The sequence below is a fragment of the Micromonospora sp. Utrum1 genome, assembly GCF_057197805.1.
This window is the reverse complement of sequence record NZ_CM170071.1, coordinates 2,516,499-2,535,621: the sequence shown is the minus strand read 5'-3', so window position 1 is coordinate 2,535,621 and position 19,123 is coordinate 2,516,499. Positions and strand designations below refer to the sequence as shown.

The 19,123-nt window shown below is 73.3% G+C and carries 17 protein-coding genes; 6 read left to right on the top strand and 11 right to left on the bottom strand.

The window, feature by feature from the left end; genetic code table 11:
* Positions 1 to 110: 110 nt before the first annotated feature.
* The 6 genes from AC0OLQ_RS12180 to AC0OLQ_RS12155 all read right to left on the bottom strand — a co-directional run bounded on the left by AC0OLQ_RS12180 (position 111) and on the right by AC0OLQ_RS12155 (position 6,235).
* A complete protein-coding gene (locus tag AC0OLQ_RS12180; protein ID WP_484531408.1) occupies positions 111 to 1,130 on the bottom strand; it encodes a branched-chain amino acid ABC transporter permease in 1,020 nt (339 codons plus the stop codon).
* Entirely contained in the window at positions 1,127 to 2,008 is an 882-nt protein-coding gene (locus AC0OLQ_RS12175; RefSeq protein ID WP_091309901.1) for a branched-chain amino acid ABC transporter permease, read from the bottom strand. Before AC0OLQ_RS12175 ends, AC0OLQ_RS12180 begins: the two co-directional genes overlap by 4 nt.
* Before the next feature lie 67 nt (positions 2,009 to 2,075).
* On the bottom strand, positions 2,076 to 3,326 hold the full coding sequence (locus AC0OLQ_RS12170) for an ABC transporter substrate-binding protein (protein ID WP_484531407.1): 1,251 nt from the start codon (positions 3,324 to 3,326) through the stop codon (positions 2,076 to 2,078).
* Positions 3,327 to 3,374: 48 nt separating this feature from the next.
* Positions 3,375 to 4,067 carry an ABC transporter ATP-binding protein gene (locus AC0OLQ_RS12165; protein WP_357332931.1) on the bottom strand — a complete coding sequence of 231 codons (693 nt, stop codon included), beginning with the start codon at positions 4,065 to 4,067 and terminating at the stop codon, positions 3,375 to 3,377.
* On the bottom strand, positions 4,054 to 4,815 hold the full coding sequence (locus AC0OLQ_RS12160) for an ABC transporter ATP-binding protein (protein WP_357332932.1): 762 nt from the start codon (positions 4,813 to 4,815) through the stop codon (positions 4,054 to 4,056). Before AC0OLQ_RS12160 ends, AC0OLQ_RS12165 begins: the two co-directional genes overlap by 14 nt.
* Before the next feature lie 220 nt (positions 4,816 to 5,035).
* The gene (locus AC0OLQ_RS12155; RefSeq protein WP_484531406.1) at positions 5,036 to 6,235 is read right to left on the bottom strand and encodes an FAD-dependent monooxygenase; all 1,200 of its coding nucleotides are present in this window, start codon (positions 6,233 to 6,235) and stop codon (positions 5,036 to 5,038) included.
* 170 nt (positions 6,236 to 6,405) lie between these two features.
* Between AC0OLQ_RS12155 and AC0OLQ_RS12150 the strand changes: the two genes are divergently transcribed.
* A complete protein-coding gene (locus AC0OLQ_RS12150) occupies positions 6,406 to 7,332 on the top strand; it encodes a GntR family transcriptional regulator (protein ID WP_484531405.1) in 927 nt (308 codons plus the stop codon).
* On the opposite strand, the gene AC0OLQ_RS12145 is transcribed toward AC0OLQ_RS12150, so the two are convergent.
* From AC0OLQ_RS12145 to AC0OLQ_RS12135, 3 genes are read right to left on the bottom strand one after another with little or no spacing between them, the layout of a single operon-like run.
* The gene (locus tag AC0OLQ_RS12145; RefSeq protein WP_484531404.1) at positions 7,316 to 8,392 is read right to left on the bottom strand and encodes an alcohol dehydrogenase catalytic domain-containing protein; all 1,077 of its coding nucleotides are present in this window, start codon (positions 8,390 to 8,392) and stop codon (positions 7,316 to 7,318) included. The two genes, AC0OLQ_RS12150 and AC0OLQ_RS12145, sit on opposite strands and share 17 nt — an antisense overlap.
* Positions 8,389 to 9,831: an aldehyde dehydrogenase family protein gene (locus AC0OLQ_RS12140; RefSeq protein ID WP_484531403.1), complete on the bottom strand. Its 1,443-nt coding sequence runs from the start codon at positions 9,829 to 9,831 to the stop codon at positions 8,389 to 8,391. Before AC0OLQ_RS12140 ends, AC0OLQ_RS12145 begins: the two co-directional genes overlap by 4 nt.
* A 44-nt stretch (positions 9,832 to 9,875) precedes the next feature.
* On the bottom strand, positions 9,876 to 10,529 hold the full coding sequence (locus AC0OLQ_RS12135) for a TetR/AcrR family transcriptional regulator (protein WP_484531402.1): 654 nt from the start codon (positions 10,527 to 10,529) through the stop codon (positions 9,876 to 9,878).
* A gap of 237 nt (positions 10,530 to 10,766) precedes the next feature.
* On the opposite strand from AC0OLQ_RS12135, the gene AC0OLQ_RS12130 reads away from it, so the two are divergent.
* On the top strand, positions 10,767 to 11,939 hold the full coding sequence (locus AC0OLQ_RS12130) for an acyl-CoA dehydrogenase family protein (protein ID WP_484531401.1): 1,173 nt from the start codon (positions 10,767 to 10,769) through the stop codon (positions 11,937 to 11,939).
* A gap of 12 nt (positions 11,940 to 11,951) precedes the next feature.
* Here the strand turns inward: AC0OLQ_RS12130 and AC0OLQ_RS12125 are convergent, their stop codons facing one another.
* A complete protein-coding gene (locus tag AC0OLQ_RS12125) occupies positions 11,952 to 12,989 on the bottom strand; it encodes an aminotransferase class V-fold PLP-dependent enzyme (protein WP_484531400.1) in 1,038 nt (345 codons plus the stop codon).
* A 268-nt stretch (positions 12,990 to 13,257) separates the two neighbouring features.
* Between AC0OLQ_RS12125 and AC0OLQ_RS12120 the strand changes: the two genes are divergently transcribed.
* The gene (locus AC0OLQ_RS12120; RefSeq protein WP_357332940.1) at positions 13,258 to 14,817 is read left to right on the top strand and encodes an OFA family MFS transporter; all 1,560 of its coding nucleotides are present in this window, start codon (positions 13,258 to 13,260) and stop codon (positions 14,815 to 14,817) included.
* A 73-nt stretch (positions 14,818 to 14,890) separates the two neighbouring features.
* Here AC0OLQ_RS12120 and AC0OLQ_RS12115 read toward each other — a convergent pair whose 3' ends face one another.
* Positions 14,891 to 16,288, bottom strand: coding sequence for a cation:dicarboxylate symporter family transporter (locus AC0OLQ_RS12115; protein WP_357332941.1), 1,398 nt, complete (start codon positions 16,286 to 16,288; stop codon positions 14,891 to 14,893).
* A 135-nt stretch (positions 16,289 to 16,423) separates the two neighbouring features.
* Here AC0OLQ_RS12115 and AC0OLQ_RS12110 point away from each other — a divergent pair, with 135 nt between their 5' ends.
* From AC0OLQ_RS12110 to AC0OLQ_RS12100, 3 genes are all read left to right on the top strand, one after another.
* Positions 16,424 to 18,010 (top strand): ATP-binding protein, encoded by a 1,587-nt coding sequence (locus AC0OLQ_RS12110; RefSeq protein ID WP_484531399.1) that lies wholly within the window; start codon positions 16,424 to 16,426, stop codon positions 18,008 to 18,010.
* Positions 18,007 to 18,687: a response regulator gene (locus AC0OLQ_RS12105; protein WP_357332943.1), complete on the top strand. Its 681-nt coding sequence runs from the start codon at positions 18,007 to 18,009 to the stop codon at positions 18,685 to 18,687. Before AC0OLQ_RS12110 ends, AC0OLQ_RS12105 begins: the two co-directional genes overlap by 4 nt.
* Before the next feature lie 71 nt (positions 18,688 to 18,758).
* Positions 18,759 to 19,100 (top strand): NIPSNAP family protein, encoded by a 342-nt coding sequence (locus AC0OLQ_RS12100; protein ID WP_484531398.1) that lies wholly within the window; start codon positions 18,759 to 18,761, stop codon positions 19,098 to 19,100.
* The last annotated feature ends 23 nt before the right edge of the window (positions 19,101 to 19,123 follow it).

Below are 19,123 nucleotides of genomic sequence, written 5' to 3'. Positions count from 1 at the left end.
GTAGCGAGTGGAACGCGCACCGTCATGCCCGGCTCGGGGGTGACCGTGACCGGCGCGGGAGTCACGCCTGACCGGCCGGGGCGGGTCACCCCCGAGCTTTCCGCGGCGAACTATCCGCGGCGGGCGGCTCTCCGGCGCCGCGCCAGGTGGGCGATCGTGCCCCAGATGCCGCGCCGGAACAGCAGCACGACGAGGACGAAGATGCCGCCGGTGACCAGGCCGATCGCCTCGAAGCCGGAGAACGACAGCCAGTCCTCCAGGCGGACCACCAGGGCCGCCCCGAGCACGCCGCCCCAGAGGGTGCCGATGCCGCCGAGCACCACCACGATGACCGCCTTGCCGGAGGTGGTCCAGTGCAGCACGTCCAGCGAGACGAACCGGTGGCCGACCGCGAAGAGCCCGCCGCCGAGCCCGGCCAGGAAGCCGGAGAGGACGAACGCGGTCAGCTTGTAACGGTGCACCGGGTAGCCGAGCGCCCGCGCCCGCGCGGGGTTGTCCCGGATGCCGACCAGCACCCGGCCGAACGGCGAGTGCACGATCCGCCAGGCGGCGAGCAGGCCGAGCAGCACGATCGGCAGGATCGCGTAGTAGAAGTAGTAGTCGTCGGTGAGGTCGACCCCGAAGAAGGAGCGGGGCACGCCCTGGAGGCCGTTCTCGCCCTGGGTGACCGAGCGCCACTCGTTGGCCACGTAGTAGACCATCTGCGCGAAGGCCAGGGTGACCATGGCGAAGTAGATGCCGGTGCGCTTGACCGCGAGATAGCCGATCGGCAGCGCGAGCAGCGCCGCGGCCAGGGCGCCGGCCAGCACGGCCGCGGGGAACGGCAGGCCGGCGTGGATCGCCACGAGCCCGGTCACGTACGCCGAGGTGCCCCAGAACGCGGCGTGCCCGAAGGACATCAACCCGGTGAAGCCGAGCAGCAGGTCCACCGAGACGGCGAAGAGCGCCCAGCAGAGGATGTCCACGGCCACCGCCGGGTAGAGCCCGTTCGGCAGCCAGAGCGCCACGACCAGGCCGGCGGCGAGCAGCGCGTACCGGACCCAGCCGGGCGCCCGGGCGACGGTGAGCAGCCCGGACGGCGGGGCGGGCCGGGCCGACTCCTCGGCGGGGGTGTCGACTGCGCTCGTCATGCCGGTGCCTCCTCACGGCCGAACAGGCCGGCCGGCCGCCAGAGCAGCACCGCGGCCATCACCACGAACACGACGGTCTGCGACACGATCGGGAAGTCCGACAGGTACGCCTCGCCCCAGGCCTGGATCAGGCCGATGCCGAAGCCGGCCGCGACCGAGCCGAAGATCGAGCCGAGCCCGCCGATCACCACGACCGCGAAGACCACGATGATCAGGTCGGCGCCCATCAGCGGGTTCACCGCCCGCATCGGGGCGGCGAGCACCCCGGCCAGCCCGGCCAGGGCGATGCCGAAGCCGAAGACCGGGGTGACCCACTTCCCCACGTCGATGCCGAAGGCCCGGGTCAGCTCGGGACGCTCGGTGGCGGCCCGGACCACCATGCCGACCCGGGTCCGGCCGAGCACCCACCACACCGCGACGCAGAGCAGCACGGTGAAGCCGAGGATGAAGACCCGGTAGGTGGGGAAGTCGAAGAGCCCGAAGTCGACCGTCCCGCTCAGCTCGGCCGGGGTGGCGTACGGGCTGGACTGCACGCCGTACCGGGACTTCACCAGGTCCTGCAGGATCAGCGTGAGGCCGAAGGTGAGCAGGAAGTTGTAGAGCGGGTCGAGCCGGGTCAGCCGGTGGATCACCGCCCGCTCCAGCACCATGCCGAGCAGGCCGAGCGCCAGCGGCATGATCACCAACGCGGCCCAGAACGGCACGCCCGCCTCGGCGAGCAGCACGTACGCCCCGAAGGCGCCGAGCATGTAGAAGGCGCCGTGGGCGAAGTTCACCACCCGGAGCATGCCGAAGATGACCGCGAGCCCGAGGGCGAGCAGGGCGTAGAACGCCCCGCCCACCAGCCCGTTGAACGTGTTCTGCAGGAACCCTGACATCAGCCCGTCACCTCGCCTTCTTCCGTTCGCGACTGCGGGGCTCGGAAAACCGGCTCACTCCTCGCGCTCACATCTTGCAGTCGGCCGACGGGGCGCGGAACGCCTCGGCCGCCGGGATGGTCTTGAGGATCTTGACGTAGTCCCACGGCTCACCGACCTCGGCCTGCGGCTTCACCTGGGCCAGGTACGCGTCGTGGATGACCCGGTGGTCCTCCGCGCGGATCTTGCCGTTGCGCAGGAAGAGGTCGTTGACCTCCTTGCCCTCCAGGCCCTTCACCACGGTGTCCGCGTCGTCGGTGCCGGCCGCCTGCACGGCCTCCAGGTACTGCATGGCGGCGGAGTAGTTGGCCGCGTGGGCGAAGGACGGCCGGGTGCCGGTCTCCTTCTGGAACCTGTCCGCCCACTCGCGGTTCTGCTGGTCGAAGTTCCAGTACCAGGCGTCGGTGTAGGTGGTGCCGGCGAGCGCGGCCGGGGTGAGCGAGTGGATGTCGGTGATGAACATCAGGCCCACGGCCAGCCCGACGCCCTTGTCCCGCAGCTTGAACTCGTTGTACTGCTTGACCACATTGACCAGCTCGGCGCCGGCCTGCATGGTGCCGAGCACCTGCGGCTTCGGGTTCAGCGTGGGTGCCTTGAGCAGGAACGAGGAGTAGTCGCCGCTGGTGTTCGGGAACGGCGCACCGTCCTTGCCGACCACCTGCCCGCCGGCGGCGGTGATGGCGGCGGAGAAGCTCTTCTCCATGTCCTGCCCGAAGGCGTAGTTCGGGTAGAGGATGTACCAGTTCTTGCCGACCTGCTCGGTGGTCACCGTGCCGGTGCCGTGGGCCAGCATGTAGGTGTCGTACGCGTAGTGGAACGTGTACTTGTTGCAGCTCTTGCCGGTCAGGTCGGTGGTCGCCGCGCCGATGTTGAAGTAGAGCTTCTTCTTCTCCTTGGCCACGTCGGCCACCTTCAGGGCGGCCGAGGAGGTCGGCACGTCGAGGATGGCGTCGACGCCCTTGCGGTCGTACATCTCCTGGGCCTTGCTGTTGGCCACGTCCGGCTTGTTCTGGTGGTCGGCGGTCTCCACGCTGATGTTCTTGGTGACGGCCTTGTCGCCGTACTTGGCCTTGAAGTCGGCGATGGCCATCTCCACGGCCTTGACCGAGTTACGCCCGGACAGCTCCGAGTAGGCCCCGGACTGGTCGTTGAGGACACCCAGCACGATCTTGTCGCCGGTCAGCTTCTGGTCGCCGCCGGACTGCGGGCCACCGCCGCCGCATCCGGCGACCAGCACCGCCGCCGCCGAGGCGGCGGCCACACCCACGCTCCTGCGCATGTCAAATCCTTCCGTACCGCGCGGTCCGCGCGGGTCAGCCGTCGGTTGTCAGATTCCGAGGTACGCCAGCAGCTCGCGCTCCCGCGAGCGCACCTCGGAGTTCTCCATCGCCTCCGCGATCCGTCCCTCGGCCAGCAGGTAGTGCCGGTCGGCGACGCCGGTGGCGAAGTGCAGGTTCTGCTCGACCAGCAGCACGGTCACGCCGTGCTTCTTGGCCTCCCGCAGCAGGTCGCCGACCTGCTGCACGAGCAGTGGGGACAGGCCCTCGGTGGGCTCGTCGCAGAGCAGCAGCCGGGCGCCCATCCGCAGCACCCGGGCCAGGGCGAGCATCTGCTGCTCGCCGCCGGAGAGCATGGTGGCCGCCGAGTCACGCCGCGTGTAAAGGGCGGGGAACGCCTCGTACACCCGCTCCAGCGGCCACGGGTCGGGGCCCACCCGTGGCGGCAGGGTCAGGTTCTCGGTGACGGTCAGGGTGGCGTACGCGCCCCGGTCGTCGGGGACCCAGCCGAGCCCGAGCCGCGCCCGCTTGTACGCCGGCAGCTTCGTGATGTCCCGGTCGTCGAGGCTGACCGTGCCGCGCTGGCCGGGGTGCAGCCCCATCACGGAGCGCAGCAGGGTGGACTTGCCGGCGCCGTTGCGCCCCACCAGGGTGACGACCTCGCCGGCGGCCACCTCCAGGCTCACGTCCCGCAGCACCTGGGCCTCGCCGTACCAGGCGGAGAGGTTCTCAATGCGCAGCATCGGCGGCTCCCAGGTAGGCGGTGATGACGCGCTCGTCGGCGCGGACCTGCTCATAGGGCCCCTCGACCAGGACCTTGCCGGCCTGGAGGACGGTGACCGTGTCGGCGAGCCGGCCCACCACGCTCATGTTGTGTTCGACCATGACCACGGTCCGGCCCGCGCGGACCCGGGCGATCAGGTCGACGGTGCGGTCCACGTCCTCCAGCCCCATCCCGGCGGTGGGCTCGTCGAGCAGCAGCACCTTCGGGTCGAGGGCGAGCGCGATGGCCAGTTCCAGGGCGCGCTTGCGCCCGTAGGCGAGGGCCTCGGCCGGGGCCTCGGCCAGCTCGGCGAGGCCGACCATGGCGAGCAGTTCGTCGGCCCGGTCGCGGTAGCGGCGCATCAGCTTCGCCGAGCGCCAGAACCGCCACCCCAGCCCGCTGGACGACTGGAGGGCCAGCTCGACGTGCTCCCGCGCGCCCAACTGGGGGAAGAGGCTGGTGATCTGGAAGGAGCGGGCCACGCCGAGCCGGGCGACCCGTTCCGGGGGCAGGCCGGTGACGTCCCGGCCGGCCAGCTCGATCCGGCCGGCGCTGGGCGGTAGAAACCCGGTGAGCAGGTTGAACAGGGTGGTCTTGCCCGCGCCGTTCGGCCCCACCAGGGCGTGCACGGTCTCCGGCGCCACGTCGAGGTCGACCCCGTCGACCGCCCGGAAGCCCCGGAAGTCCCGGGTCAGCCCACGGGCCGACAGGATCGCTTGCCCGGCCATCGCCTCACCCTCCGCAGGTCCTCATCCCGCGTCGGCCAGGTCGGTGACCGGGGTCACAGGGCCGACGCGTGCAGGAAACCTACGGCGCACCGGCAGAGTCGAGCCATGTCGATCCCCCACACATTCGGCCCGGATGGCACGGGCCCGCCCGCCATAGGGGGCGGGCCCGTGCGCGGGCTTCCGGACGGATCGTCGGCCGTCGACATGTGGTGCGCCACCGTCATCGGGCGGCGGCGTACTCCGGGAGGTCGAGCCCGTCGGCCTTGCTGAAGAAGAGCCGGGTGGCGAGCCCGCGCAGCGGGCGGGAGGTCATGGCCCGCATCGACGCGTCGCGCATCCGGATCGCGGTCCGGCTGGCCGGCAGGAATCCGGAGATGCCCCCGCCCGGGATCTCCTGGCTGCGCGTCACGTGCGGTCGCAGCAGTTCCTCGTAGCGGCGGTAGGCCACCGCGTGGTCGCCGCGCGCCGCGGCCAGCTCGCCGGCCAGCAGGTACGCGCCGACCAGCGCGAGGCTGGTGCCCTGCCCGGTGAGCGGGGACGGGCACCAGGCGGCGTCGCCGAGCAGGGCCACCCGCCCGGCGCTCCACCGCTGCATCCGCACCTGGCCGTACCGGTCGAAGTAGAAGTCGCCGGCCTCCGGGGCGGCGGCCAGCAGCTCGGCGGCGCGCCAGCCGACGTCGGCGAAGCGCTCGGCGAGCAGCCGCTGCTGGGCGGCCGGGTCCCGCCGGTCAACGTCGAGTTCCGGGGAGCGGAAGCTGAAGAACGCAGCGGTCCGGCCGTCCCGGGTCGGGCGGGTGCCGACCACCCGACCGCCGGGCGCGTTGTGCAGCAGGAACCAGCCGGTCTCGTCGCGGTACGGGGTGGAGAAGTAGGCCAGGTAGGCGCCGAGGGGCCGGACGTACGCCGACTCCGGGCCGAACGCCAGGGCCCGGGTGCGGGAGTGCGAGCCGTCCGCGCCGACCACCAGGTCGACCGTGCGCGGGGCGGAGCGGGCGAAGGTCAGCCGCACCCCGTCCCCGGTCTGGTCCAGCGTCTCGATCGAGTCGTCGAAGACGTACTCGACGTCGTCCCGGGTCTCCTCGTGGAGCAGCCGGGCCAGGTCGCCGCGCTGGATCTCGATGTCGGCGACGATCCCCTCCCCGCCGAAGGCGTGCACCGGCAGCCGGGCGCGCGTCCCGCCGCGCTCGTCGACGTACGCCATGCCCTGCTCCCGGACGGTCTCTGCCCGGACCCGCGCGGTCAGCCCCATCCGGTCGACCACCTCGCGGGCGGTCCCCCGCACATCGACCGCCTGTCCGCCGGGGCGCAGCCCGGGGGCGCGTTCCACCACGGTCACGGCGAAGCCGTGCCGGCGCAGCCAGAAGGCGAGGGCGGGGCCGGCCACGCCGGCGCCGGAGATGAGCACGGTCCTGTCGTTCATGGTGTTCTCCCGAGATCACGCGTACACCGTCAGCCGGTTCCGGCCGGGCGCTGCGCGTCACGCTAGGTCCGGCGCGCCGCACGCGCCTGGGACGACCTAGTACGCTGCCCCTCCGGGGCCGCTCGGCGGACCCGGTGTACTAGTACGCTTTCGGAGCGGAGGTGCCAGGGATGGCGCAGCGTGGTCCGGGTCAGGAGCCGCCGTACCGGCGGATCGCCGCGGAGATCCGCCGCCGCATCGACCTGGGCGAGCTGCGGCCCGGCGACCGGGTGCCCTCGGCCCGGCAGCTCACCCGGGAGCACGGGGTGGCCATCGCCACGGCCACCCGGGTGCTCGCCCTGCTCCGCGCCGAGGGGCTGGTGCTGACCCGCCCCGGCGCCGGCACCGTCGTCGCCGAGCCGCGCCGGGAGTCGGCGCGGCCGGAGCCGGAGCTGAGCCGGGAGCGGGTGCTGCGCACCGCGGTGGCGCTGGCGGACGAGGGCGGCCTGGCCGCGGTGTCGATGCGGCAGATCGCCGCCGAGCTGGGCGTGGCCACCATGTCGCTCTACCGGCACGTGCGCGGCCGGGACGAGCTGATCCTGGCGATGGCCGACGCGGCGCTGGCGAACGCCCCGCTGCCGGCCACCGAGCCGGCCGGCTGGCGCGCCCGGCTGGACCTGCTCGCCCGGGCGCAGTGGGCCGTCTACCGGCGGCACCGCTGGGTGCCGCACGTCATCTCGATCGCCCGGCCGCAGCCGCTGCCGCACGGCATGTCGCACACCGACCGCGCGCTGCGGGCCACCGCCGGCCTGGGCCTGGACCCGCAGGTGCGCTGGCACGTCGCGGTGACCCTCATGGCGTACGTGAAGGGCATCGCCACGAACCTGGAGATGGGCGCGCAGGCGGTGCAGGACACCGGCCTCACCCACGACGAGTGGGTGGACCGGCAGCAGGCCACCTTCCAGCAGATGATGGCCGGTGGCGGTCTGGCCACCATGGACGCGCTGACCAGCGGCGGCGTCGACCTGGACCTGGAGAGCGTCTTCGACTTCGGCCTGCGCCGGCTGCTCGACGGATTCGCCGCGGTGATCGAGGGCGGGGTCAGTCCGGGAAGGTGACCACCCAGCGGGCGCCCTCGCCCCGGGCCAGCCGGTCCAGCGCCGCGGGCGCCTCCGCCAGCGGGACGGTGCCGCTGACCAGCGGAGCCAGGTCCAGGCTGCCCTCGGCGAGCGCTGCGGCCAGCTCCGGCACCTCCCGGTCCGGGTCGGACGAGCCGTAGACCGAGGAGCGCAGGGTGCGGGCCGAGTGGAAGATCTCCAGCGCCGACAGGCTGAGCAGGTCGTCCCTGGCCCCCATGCCGACCACGGTGACCGCTCCCCCGCGCCGGGTGCAGCGCCAGGCGGCCCGGATGGTGACGGACCGGCCGACGCACTCGAAGGCGTGGTCCACGCCGCGCCCCTCGGTGCGCGCCCGGACCTCCTTGCCGAGCGTGTCGTCGGAGCGGAGGAAGTCGGTGGCCCCGGCGGCGAGGGCCAGGTCCCGCTTGGCCTCGGCCACGTCGACGGCGAGGATCGGCGCCGCGCCGGCCCGCCGGGCGGCGGTGAGCACGGCGAGGCCGACCCCGCCGAGGCCGATCACCGCGACCGACTCGCCGGGGGCGACCCGGGCGGTGTTGCGGACCGCGCCGGTGCCGGTGAGCACCGCGCAGCCGAGCAGGGCGGCCTGCTCCGGCGGCAGGCCGGCCGGGATCTCGATGGCGGCCCGCTCGGGCACCACCACCTCCTCGGCGAGCGCGCCGAGGCCCAGGGTGACCTGGAGCGGGCCGCCGTCGGCGGTCTCGCCCCGGGCCACCGAGGGCCCGGTGTTCGCGGTGCAGAGCCAGGGCTCGCCGTGCCGGCAGTGCCAGCAGGCCCGGCAGGCGGGGGCCCAGTTGAGCACCACGGGCGTGCCGACGGCCAGCCGGGTGCCGGGGCCGGCCTCGGCCACCACGCCGGTCGCCTCGTGCCCCAGCACCAGCGGGTACGCGGGCGCCACCGTACCGTCCACCATGGCCAGGTCGGAGTGGCAGAGGCCGGCGGCCCGGATCCGGATCCGCAGCTCGCCGGGGCCCGGGGCGGGCAGGCGTACCTCCTCGACGGCCGGGGTGGCGCCCCGGCCGCGGACCACGAGCGCCTTCACCGCTGGATCGCCTTCAGCTCGGTGAACTCCTCGACGCCGTAGCCGCCCAGTTCACGGCCGAGGCCGGACTGCTTGTAGCCGCCGAACGGGGCGAGCGGGTTGAACGCGCCGCCGTTGACGTCCACCTGCCCGGTGCGCAGCCGCCGGGCCACGGCGAGCGCTGCCTCCTCGTCGGCGGACCAGACCGCGCCGGCCAGCCCGTACCGGGAGTTGTTGGCGATGGCGACTGCCTCGTCGGTGTCGGCGAACGGGATGACCGCGAGCACCGGGCCGAAGACCTCCTCCTGGGCGAGAGCGCTGTCCGGGTGCACGTCGGCGAGGACGGTGGGGGCGACGAAGTGCCCGCGCGGCGGCAGCGGCGCGTCCGGGCCGCCGGCGACCAGTCGGGCGCCGTCGGCGAGGGCCCGGTCGACGTGTCCGCGGACCCGCTCGGCCTGGGCGGCGGAGACGAGGGGGCCGAGCCGGGTGGCCGGGTCGAACGGGTCGCCCAGCCGGTATCCGGCGACGGCCGCCGCGACCAGGTCCAGCGCCTCGGCGTAGCGGTCGCGGTGGACCAGCATCCGGGTCCAGGCGGTGCAGGTCTGGCCCGAGTTGAGCAGGGCGTTGCCGACGCCCACCTTCACGGCGGTGGGCAGGTCGGCGTCGGCGAGGACGACGTTGGCCGACTTGCCGCCGAGTTCCAGGGCGACCCGGGCGATCCGGTCGGCGGCCAGGTGGGCGATCCGCCGGCCGGTGGCCGTGGAGCCGGTGAACGAGACCAGGTCGACGTCGGGGTGGGCGGCGAGGGCCTCGCCGACCACCGGCCCGGTGCCGGGCACCAGGTTGACCACCCCGGGCGGCAGCCCAGCCTCGGTGACCGCGTCGAAGAGCAGGTACGCGGTGAGCGGCGTCAGCTCGCTGGGCTTGAGCACCACCGTGCAGCCGGCGGCGAGGGCCGGGGCCACCTTGGCGACCACCTGGTGCAGCGGGTAGTTCCACGGGGTGATCGCGCCGACCACGCCGACCGGTTCGCGCACGACGAGCGAGTTGCCGACGGTCTCCTCGGCCGGCGGGCGCGCGGCCAGGTCGACCATGCTGCGCAGCACGGTGAGCGGCAGGCCGGCCTGCACCCGGGTGGCGAGCTTGAGCGGGGTGCCGAGTTCGAGGGCCACCGTGCGGGCGATGTCGTCGGCCCGGGCGGCGAGCGCGGCGTGCAGCCGGTCGAGGTGGGTGGCCCGCTCCGCCGGGGCGGTGTCGGCCCAGCCGGGGAAGGCGGCCCGGGCGGCCGCGACGGCCCGGTCCACGTCGGCCGGGGTGCCGGCGGGGACCTGCCCGATGATCTCCCCGGTGGCCGGGTTCTCGACCGGGATCGTCCCGCCGTCCGCCGGGTCGACCCAGTCCCCGGCGACGTGCAGATGGCGGCGGACCAGCAGGGCGGGGGGCGCGTCGGCGAGATCCATGGCGTCCCTTCGGGGGCGGGAAACTAGCAGTGGGAGTTTTGACGCTACCCCGGACCGGCGCCGCGTTCCAGAGGGGTCACGGTCCGGCCGTACTCGGCGGCGAGACCGTGCAGCAACGCGTCCAGGCCGAGGGTGAACGCGCCCTCGTCGACGCTGCGCTGGTGGCCGCGGAGCCGGTGGGCCTGATTGAGGTGCGGGTGGGCGGCGTACAGCTCCGGGTCCTCGACGAAGCCGCGGGCGAACGAGCCGAGCGCCGAGCCGGCCACGAAGTAGCGCAACGCGGCGCCGATGTGGGTGGCCCGGGCCGGCGGCCAGCCCGCCCGGACCAGGGCACCGTAGACGGCGTCGGCCATGGCCAGCGCCGCCGGCCGGCGTCCGGGCCCCTGCGCCAGGTAGGGGACGATGTTCGGGTGCGCGGCCAGCGCCTCCCGGTAGGACCGGGCCCAGCGGCGCAGCGCCTCGACCCAGTCGTACCGGTGGAAGACGCTGACGTCGACACTCGCGGTCACGCTGTCCGCCACCGCGTCGAGGATCTCGTCCTTCGTGGCGAAGTGGTTGTAGAGCGAGGGACCCTGCACGCCCAGCGCGGCGGCCAGCCGGCGGGTGGAGAGCGCGCCGAGGCCGTCGGCGTCGATCAGCGCGAGCGCGGTCTCGACGATCCGGTCGCGGTTGAGCAGGGCCTGCCGGGGACGGGGCACCTCAGACCACCCACGCCGGGCCGACGCCCGCGCCACGCGCCCCTCGCCGGTCGAATCCCGCCACGCCGCCTCCCCCGTCGGAAACACCTGCTCACGCACCCTAGCCGGGACGCGGCCGGGGAGCCTCGTCGCGACGGTCGAAGGAGGGGTCTGGACGGATGAAAACTTACACCGCTAGTTTAAGAGCGACCGCCGCCGCCCGCGGCGGTCCACCGCCACGCCGACCGAGGGAGCATCGTGGACTTCGCACTGTCCGACGAGGAACGGGCCGTCCGGGACACCGTGCGCGCCTTCGTCACCCGCGAGGTGCTGCCGCTGGAGCAGGAGGTGCTGCGCCGCGAGCGCGACCACCAGCCCGGCCTGGACCGCTCCGAGCTGCGCGAGCTGCAGCTCAAGGCCAAGAAGTTCGGCTTCTGGGGCCTGGCCACCCCCGAGGAGTACGGCGGGATGGATCTCCCGGCGGTGCTCCAGTCGCTGATCTGGACCGAGCTGGGCCGCTCCTTCGTGCCGTTCCGCTTCGGCGGCGAGGCGGACAACATCCTGTTCCACGCCACCGAGGAGCAGAAGCGCGAGTTCCTCCTCCCCACCATCGAGGGTGAGCGGATCTCCTGCTTCGCGATCACCGAGCCGGGCGCCGGCTCGGACGCGGCGAACATCAAGCTGCGCGCCCGCCGCGACGGCGACGACTGGGTCCTCGACGGCGAGAAGACGTTCATCACCAACGGCAACGACGCCGACTTCGCCATCGTGGTGGCCGTGACCGACCCGGAGAAGGGCGCCCGCCGCGGCGGCGCGACCGCGTTCCTGGTGGACCGGGCGATGGGCTGGCGGTCGGAGTTCATCCAGACCATGGGCGAGGGCGGGCCGGCGTCGCTGATCTTCGACGGCGTACGCGTGCCGCACCGCAACATCCTCGGGGAGATCGGCGAGGGCTTCACGCTCGGCATGGAGTGGATCGGCAAGGGCCGCTACACCATCCCCTCGCACGCCATCGGCATCGCCGAGCGGGCCCTCCAGATGGCGATCGACCACGCCAACACCCGCGAGACCTTCGGCGCGAAGATCGGCACCAACCAGGCGATCCAGTGGATGATCGCCGACTCGGAGACCGAGCTGGAGGCGGCCCGCTGGCTGGTGCTGCGGTCGGCGTGGACGGTCGACCAGGGGCTGGACCCGCGGCACGCCTCGTCGATGGGCAAGCTCTACGGCGCCGGCATGGTCAACCGGGTGGTCGACCGGGTGCTCCAGATCCACGGCGGCATGGGCTACACCCGGGAGCTGCCCATCGAGCGCTGGTACCGACAGGTCCGGCTGTACCGGATCTTCGAGGGCACCGACGAGATGCAGCGCCTGATCATCTCCCGCGACCTGCTGCGCGGATACACGAAGATTGGCGGCCACCTGGCCTGAGCGGCCCCTCCCTCAGCCGGTCAGCGCCGCGACGGCCCGGTCGACGTCCTCCTCGGTGGTGTAGAGGTGGAACGAGGCCCGGACCCGCCCGGCGCGGACCGCCGCCCGCACCCCGGCCCGAGCCAGCCGCTCCTGCGCGTCCGGCACCTCGACGGTGACGATCGCGCTGTCGCCCCTCGGCCGGCCCAGCCCGGCCAGGAACCGGTTGGCCAGCGCCACGTCGTGGTCGCGCACCGCGGGCAACCCGATCTCGGCCAGCAGTTCCAGGGCGGGCGCCGCCCCGACGTAGCTGAACCAGGCCGGCGAGATGTCGAAGCGCCGGGCGTCGTCGGCCAGCCGCAGCGGCGGGCCGTAGTAGGACGACTGGGGGTCCTGGCCCGCGTACCAGCCGGCCGCGTCGGGGCGCAGCCGCTCCCGCAGGGCCGGGGCCAGGTAGGCGAACGCCGCGCCACGCGGGGCCATCAACCACTTGTACGCCGCCACCGCGACCACGTCGGCCCGCGCGGCGTCGAAGGGCAACCAGCCCGCGGCCTGCGTGGCGTCCACCGCGACGAGGGCGCCGTGCGCCCGGGCCGCCGCGACGATCGTCTCGTACGGCGCGACGGTGCCGTCCGAGGACTGCACGAGGCTGAACGCGACCAGATCGGTGTCGGCGTCGATCGCGTCGACCAGGCCGGCCAGCGGCACGGTGCGGACCCGGACGCCCCGCTCCTGCTGCACCAGCCAGGGAAAGAGGTTGGACGTGAACTCCACCTCCGGGACGACCACGGTCGCGCCCGCCGGCAGCGCGGCGGCCACCGGGGCGAGCAGTTGTGAGGCCGTGCTGCCGATCGCCACGTCCGCCGGGGCCACCCCGACCAGCCGGGCGAACGCCGTGCGGGCGCGGCCGACCGACTCGCCCCAGCCCTCGAAGGAGACCCGCCCGGCCCGCCAGTCGGCGAGCACGTCCTGCACCGCCGTCCAGGCCGGCTCGGGCGGCAGCCCGTAGGTGGCGGTGTTCAGCCAGCCGGGCTCCGGTTGCCACAGCTTCTGCGCCTGCTCCAGGTCCATGCCACCGACGCTAACGATCATCGTCGGCGAACGGGACGGCCAATTCCCGGGCGGCGGCCTGCCGATGCCGGACCGCGCAGGCCTGGACCCGGCGGGGCAACACATCAGTGATCCGAACGGCGCCCCGGCCGGAGTTCCGGCGCCCGACGGCGGATGATGCGGCCCGATCCGGGAACCCCCCTGCGTCTGTCCCGGTCCCGGTGGGACAGGTGCCACGGCCACGGCCGTCGCGTCGCATTCAACCCACTCTTGGCAGGAAGGTGCGGAAATGGCCAGGCTGGCGGCACTGGACCCGCGGCACACCGTTGCTCCTTCCGGATACAGCCGCTGGCTCATCCCGCCGGCGGCGCTCGCGGTGCATTTGTGCATCGGACAGGTCTACGCGACCAGCGTGTACAAGAACTCGCTCATCGCCCGGTTCGATGTCGGCCAGACGGCCATCGGAGTGATCTTCAGCATCGCGATCGTGATGCTCGGACTCTCCGCGGCGGTCGGCGGTACGTGGGCCGAGCGCAGCGGACCCCGCAAGACCATGTTCACGTCCGCGTGCTTCTGGGCGGCAGGGTTCCTGATCGGGGCGCTGGGCATCGCCACGGGACAACTCTGGCTGCTCTACCTCGGCTACGGCGTGATCGGCGGCATCGGGCTCGGGATCGGCTACATCTCGCCCGTCTCCACCCTGATCAAGTGGTTCCCGGACCGGCCCGGTCTCGCCACCGGCCTCGCGATCATGGGCTTCGGCGGCGGCGCGCTGCTCGCCAGCCCCGTGTCGAAGCAGCTGCTCTCCTTCTACGACCCTGACTTCGACCCGGCCAAGGCGGGGGCGGTGGCCTCGAGCCATGCCCTCGTGGGGCTGTTCCTCACGCTCGGCGTCGGCTACTTCCTGATCATGATGTTCGGCGTGTTCAACGTCCGGGTGCCCCCGCCCGACTGGCGCCCGGCCGGCTTCGACCCCGCCTCGGTCGCAACCAAGCCCCTGGTCACCAGGGCGAGCGTGTCCGCGGCGAACGCCATCCGCACGCGCTCGTTCTGGCTGCTCTGGATCGTGCTCTTCACGAACGTGACCGCCGGCATCGGCATCCTGGAGCAGGCCGCCCCGATGATCCAGGACTTCTTCCGGGACAACGGTGTATCGGCCGTCTCGGTCGCCGCGGCGGCGGGCTTCGTGGGCCTGCTGTCGCTGTTCAACATGGCCGGGCGGTTCGTGTGGTCGTCGACGTCCGACATCATCGGCCGTAAGCCGATCTATGTGGTCTACCTCGGCCTCGGCATGGTGCTCTACACCCTGCTCGCGGTGACCGGACACAACGCCACCGCACTGTTCGTGATCCTTGCCGGCCTCATCATCTCGTTCTACGGTGGCGGTTTCTCCACCGCCCCCGCCTACCTGCGCGACCTGTTCGGCACCCACCAGGTCGGCGCCATCCACGGCCGGCTGCTGACCGCCTGGTCCGCCGCGGGCGTGGCCGGACCGCTGATCGTCAACGGGATCCTGGACGCGCAGGGTAAGCCGGGCACGCTCACCGCCGCGTCGTACCGACCGGCACTGTTCACCATGGTCGGCGTACTTGCCGTCGGATTCATCGCCAATCTGCTGATCCGGCCGGTCCCGGAACGTTTCCACGAACCGGACACCGGCGGAGCCGTTCCGGTGGCGCCCGCCGAGAAGACCGACCCGGTCGCGCTGAAGCCGGAGAGCCGACCCGCGGCCCAGGCCGTGGGCCCGCAACGGGCCCGCCTCTGGATATCGTGGGCGCTGGTCAGCGTGCTGCTCGGCTACGGCATCTGGCAGACCGTCACCACAGCGGCGAAGCTCTTCACCGAGTGATCCGCGCCCGCCAGGGATCCGCCGCCACCGGGCGACCGATGGCGGCGGATCCTGGCGTCACCGGGCGCCCGGCTCAGACCGGCGCGTCCGACATCCCGGCGGGCTGCCGCGCGGGCTCCTCCGCGGTCTCCCCGTCGGCCGACGGCTCGTCCTCGTCCAGCATGGTCGCCTCGTCGAACGGGCGCTCGCCGCTGAGCACGGCCGCGGCCTGTGCCCGGTCGAACTCGCCGGTCCAGGTGCCGACCAGCACGGTGGCCACCGCGTTGCCGGCGAAGTTGGTCAGCGCCCGGGCCTCGGACATGAACCGGTCGATGCCGACGATCACCCCGACCCCGTCCACCAGGTCCGGGCGGTGCGACTGGAGGCCGCCGGCCAGGGTGGCCAGGCCGGCGCCGGTCACCCCGGCGGCGCCCTTCGAGGCGATGATCATGAAGGCCAGCAGGCCGATCTGCTCGCCGATCGCCATCGGCTTGCCCAGCGCGTCGGCGATGAACAGCGCGGCCATGGTCAGGTAGATCGCGGTGCCGTCGAGGTTGAAGGAGTAGCCCGTCGGAACGGTGATGCCGACGACCGGCTTGCTGACGCCGAAGTGCTCCATCTTGGCGATCAGCCGGGGCAGCGCCGACTCGGACGACGAGGTGGACAGGATCAGCAGGAACTCCCGACCCAGGTAACGCAGCAGGGAGAAGATCGAGATCCCCGCCACCAGGCGCAGCAGCGCGCCGAGCACCACGATCACGAAGATCAGGCAGGTGGCGTAGAAGCCGAGCATGACCTGGGCCAGGCTGGTCAGGGCGTCCACGCCGGTCGCGCCGACGAGCGCGGCCATCGCGCCGAAGGCGCCGATCGGGGCGGTCCACATGATCATCGCCAGCACCTTGAAGACGAGGCGCTGGATCACCTCGACGGCTCGCAGCACCGGCTCACCGCGGTGGCCCATGGCCTGGACGGCGAAGCCGGCCAGCAGGGCGACGAGCAGCGTCTGGAGCACCGAGCCCTCGGTCAGGGCGGAGAACAGCGAGGTCGGAATGACACCGAGCAGGAACTCGACGGTGTCGCCGCTCTCACCGCCGGCGGCCGCCTTGCCCGCGTCGGCCACCTCCGGGCCGAGGTCGAGGCCCGAGCCGGGGTGGATGATGTTGCCGACCACCAGGCCGATGGCGAGCGCGACCGTCGACATGAGCAGGAAGTAGCCGAGCGCGAGGCCGCCGACCTTGCCGACCCTGGCCGCCTGCCGGACGGAACCGACGCCGAGGACGATCGTGCAGAAGATGACCGGGCTGATCATCATCTTGATCAGGTTCACGAAGCCGGTGCCCAGCGGCTTCAACTCCTTGCCGACCTCGGGCGCGACGAGGCCGACCACGATGCCGGCGACGACGGCCGCGATGACCGCCAGGTAGAGGTACCGGGTCCGGTCCCGGCGGACGGGCCGGGCGGCCGCGGGGGTGGGTGAGGTGGTGGTGTCCATGCCCCACAATGTGACGCCGGTCTCAGCGCACGGCACGCTTGCGTTCATTCTGTTCATCCCCGTTACTCGCGGCCGAAAGCGGACCGGGCGGCTGCGCCAGACTTGCGGGACGACCGGGGCGAGAGGAGGGAATCCGTGGCCCGACGCCAGTGGAGCATCGCGGGGCAGCTCTTCGCCCTCCAGGCGGTGGTGGTGACGCTGCTCGTGCTGGCCGGCGCGGCCGGCGCCGTCTGGCTGGCCCGCAACGACTCCCACCAGGCCGCGAAGGACGAGGTGCTGGCCGTGGCGCAGGCCGTCGCCGGCTCCCCCAACGTCCGCGCGGCCCTCACCGCCGCCGACCCGTCGGCCACCCTCCAGCCGTACGCGGAGGGCACCCGGGTGGCCACCGGAACGGACTTCGTGGTGGTGATGGCCCCGGACCGGACCCGCTACTCGCACCCGAACCCCACGCTCATCGGGCAGCCGTTCATCGGCGACATCGGCCCGGCGCTCTCCGGCGAGCCGTTCACCGTCACCAACGTCGGCACGCTCGGCGAGTCGGTGCGCGCGGTCGTCCCGGTCTACGACGGCGAGCACCGGATCATCGGGCTGGTCTCGGTGGGCATCACCACCCGGGCGATCAACCGGAAGCTGCTCGCCCAGGTGCCGGTGCTGCTCGGCGCCGCCGCACCCGCCCTGGCCCTCGCGGCCACCGGGTCCTGGCTGCTCAGCCGTCGGCTCCGCCGGCAGACCCACGGCCTGGGGCCGAGCCAGATGACCCGGATGTACGAGTACTACGACGCGGTCCTGCACTCCGTCCGCGAGGGGCTGCTGGTGCTGACCCGGGACCGCCGGGTGGCGCTGGTCAACGACGAGGGTCGCCGCCTGCTCGGGCTGGCCGACGACGCGGCGGTGACCGACCGCCCGGTCAGCGGGATCGACCTGCCCCCGGCGGTGGCCGAGCTGCTCGACTCCGGCCGGGACGCGCACGACGAGCCGATCCTGGCCGGCGACCGGGTACTCGTGGCCAACCAGCGGACCACCCGCTTCGACGGCGCGGTGCTCGGCACCGTGCTGACCCTGCGCGACCAGACCGAGCTGCGCAACCTGGCCAGCGAGCTGGACTCGGTCCGCGCCCTCACCGAGGCGTTGCAGGCGCAGAACCACGAGTCGGCGAACCGGCTGCACACTGTGCTCACCCTGGTCGAGCTGGGCCGCACCGACGAGGCGGTCCGGCTGGCCACCCGCGACCTGGCCCTCGCCCAGCAGCTCACCGACCGGGTGGTCGGGGCGGTGACCGAACCGGCGCTGGCCGCCCTGCTGCTCGGCAAGTCGGCGCAGGCCGGCGAGCGCGGCGTGGATTTGGTGATCGAGCCGGACTGCCGGCTCGACGACAGCCCGCTGCCCACCACCGACCTGCTCACCGTGGTCGGCAACCTGGTCGACAACGCCCTCGAGGCGGTCGCCGGCACCCCGCCGCCGCGCCGGGTCCGGGTCCTCGTCGGCACGTCCGAGGACGAGCTGGTGGTCCGGGTCGGCGACAGCGGCCCCGGGCTGGACCCCGACCGGGTGGCGGACGCGTTCCGGCGCGGCTGGTCCACCAAGAGCGCCGGCCGGGGGCTCGGCCTGGCGCTGGTCGGGCAGGTGGTCCACCGGCACGGCGGCGCCTCGGAGGTCGTCCGCACCGACGACGGGGAAACCGTGTTCACCGTCCGGCTGCCGATTCCGCGGGGGGCCCGATGAGCGACGTCCGGGTGCTCGTGGTGGAGGACGAGCCGCTGCTGGCCGAGGCGCACCGCGCGTACACCGAACGGGTGCCCGGCTTCGTGGTGGTCGGGGTGGCGCACACCGCGCGGGACGCGATGGCCGCGCTGCGCGAGCGCGGCGGCGCGGGCGTCGACCTGGTCCTGCTCGACTTCCGCCTGCCCGACCTGCACGGCCTGGACGTGTGCCGGGCCCTGCGGGCGGCCGGCAGCAGCGTGGACGTGCTGGCGGTGACCTCGGCGCGGGACCTCGCGGTGGTCCGCACCGCGGTGTCCCTCGGGGTGACCCACTACCTGCTCAAGCCGTTCACCTTCGCCGCCTTCCGCGACAAGCTGGAGCGGTACGCCGAGTACCGGCGGCAGGCCCTCGCCGACGGCGAGGTGGCCGCCCAGCACGAGGTGGACCGGATGTTCGCCACCCTGCGCGGCGCGACCCGGCACACGCTGCCCAAGGGCCTGGACGAGCAGACCCTGCACGCCGTGCTGGCCGCCCTGGGCGACGGCGGGCTCTCCGCCACGGAGGTGGGCCGGCGCACCGGGATCTCCCGGGTGACCGCCCGGCGCTACCTGGAGTACCTGGTCTCCGCCGACCGCGCGGTCCGCGCGCCCCGCTACGGGACGCCGGGCCGCCCCGAGGTGGAGTACCGGCCGACCTGACGAAGGGTGGATCCGGTGGGGCAGGATCACGACGGGCGGCGCCCGCCGCGCATCCACTCCGGAGGCCGTCGATGATTCTCGAGATCCGCACCTATCGCCTGAGGCCCGGCACGATCGACGAGTTCGTCCGGGTGATGAGGGAGGAAGCCGCGCCGCTGCTCGGCCGCTTCGGCATCCGGGTGGTGGCCGCCGGGGCGTCCCTGGCCCGGGAGGACGGCCACGAGGAGGCGTACCTGATCCGGGGTTTCCCGTCCCTGGCGGTGCGGGACGAGCAGGAGGCGGCCTTCTCCGGCAGCGACGCCTGGCGGGACGGCCCCCGCGACGCGATCCTGTCGCGCATCGAGAGCTACCACACCGTCGTTCTGGAGACCTCCGACGCCGCCGAGGACGTGCTGGGCGGCCACCGGCCCTGAGCCGCCCGGGCTCGCCGCGGCGG

Excerpts from the sequence above, each read along its gene's own strand:
- AC0OLQ_RS12125 (WP_484531400.1), bottom strand. The coding sequence starts at position 12,989 with ATGGACCTGGAGCAGGCGCAGAAGCTGTGGCAACCGGAGCCCGGCTGG.
- AC0OLQ_RS12155 (WP_484531406.1), bottom strand. The coding sequence starts at position 6,235 with ATGAACGACAGGACCGTGCTCATCTCCGGCGCCGGCGTGGCCGGCCCC.
- AC0OLQ_RS12165 (WP_357332931.1), bottom strand. The coding sequence starts at position 4,067 with ATGCTGCGCATTGAGAACCTCTCCGCCTGGTACGGCGAGGCCCAGGTG.
- AC0OLQ_RS12180 (WP_484531408.1), bottom strand. The coding sequence starts at position 1,130 with ATGACGAGCGCAGTCGACACCCCCGCCGAGGAGTCGGCCCGGCCCGCC.
- AC0OLQ_RS12170 (WP_484531407.1), bottom strand. The coding sequence starts at position 3,326 with ATGCGCAGGAGCGTGGGTGTGGCCGCCGCCTCGGCGGCGGCGGTGCTG.
- AC0OLQ_RS12160 (WP_357332932.1), bottom strand. The coding sequence starts at position 4,815 with ATGGCCGGGCAAGCGATCCTGTCGGCCCGTGGGCTGACCCGGGACTTC.
- AC0OLQ_RS12100 (WP_484531398.1), top strand. The coding sequence starts at position 18,759 with ATGATTCTCGAGATCCGCACCTATCGCCTGAGGCCCGGCACGATCGAC.
- AC0OLQ_RS12150 (WP_484531405.1), top strand. The coding sequence starts at position 6,406 with ATGGCGCAGCGTGGTCCGGGTCAGGAGCCGCCGTACCGGCGGATCGCC.
- AC0OLQ_RS12115 (WP_357332941.1), bottom strand. The coding sequence starts at position 16,288 with ATGGACACCACCACCTCACCCACCCCCGCGGCCGCCCGGCCCGTCCGC.
- AC0OLQ_RS12105 (WP_357332943.1), top strand. The coding sequence starts at position 18,007 with ATGAGCGACGTCCGGGTGCTCGTGGTGGAGGACGAGCCGCTGCTGGCC.
- AC0OLQ_RS12120 (WP_357332940.1), top strand. The coding sequence starts at position 13,258 with ATGGCCAGGCTGGCGGCACTGGACCCGCGGCACACCGTTGCTCCTTCC.
- AC0OLQ_RS12140 (WP_484531403.1), bottom strand. The coding sequence starts at position 9,831 with ATGGATCTCGCCGACGCGCCCCCCGCCCTGCTGGTCCGCCGCCATCTG.
- AC0OLQ_RS12175 (WP_091309901.1), bottom strand. The coding sequence starts at position 2,008 with ATGTCAGGGTTCCTGCAGAACACGTTCAACGGGCTGGTGGGCGGGGCG.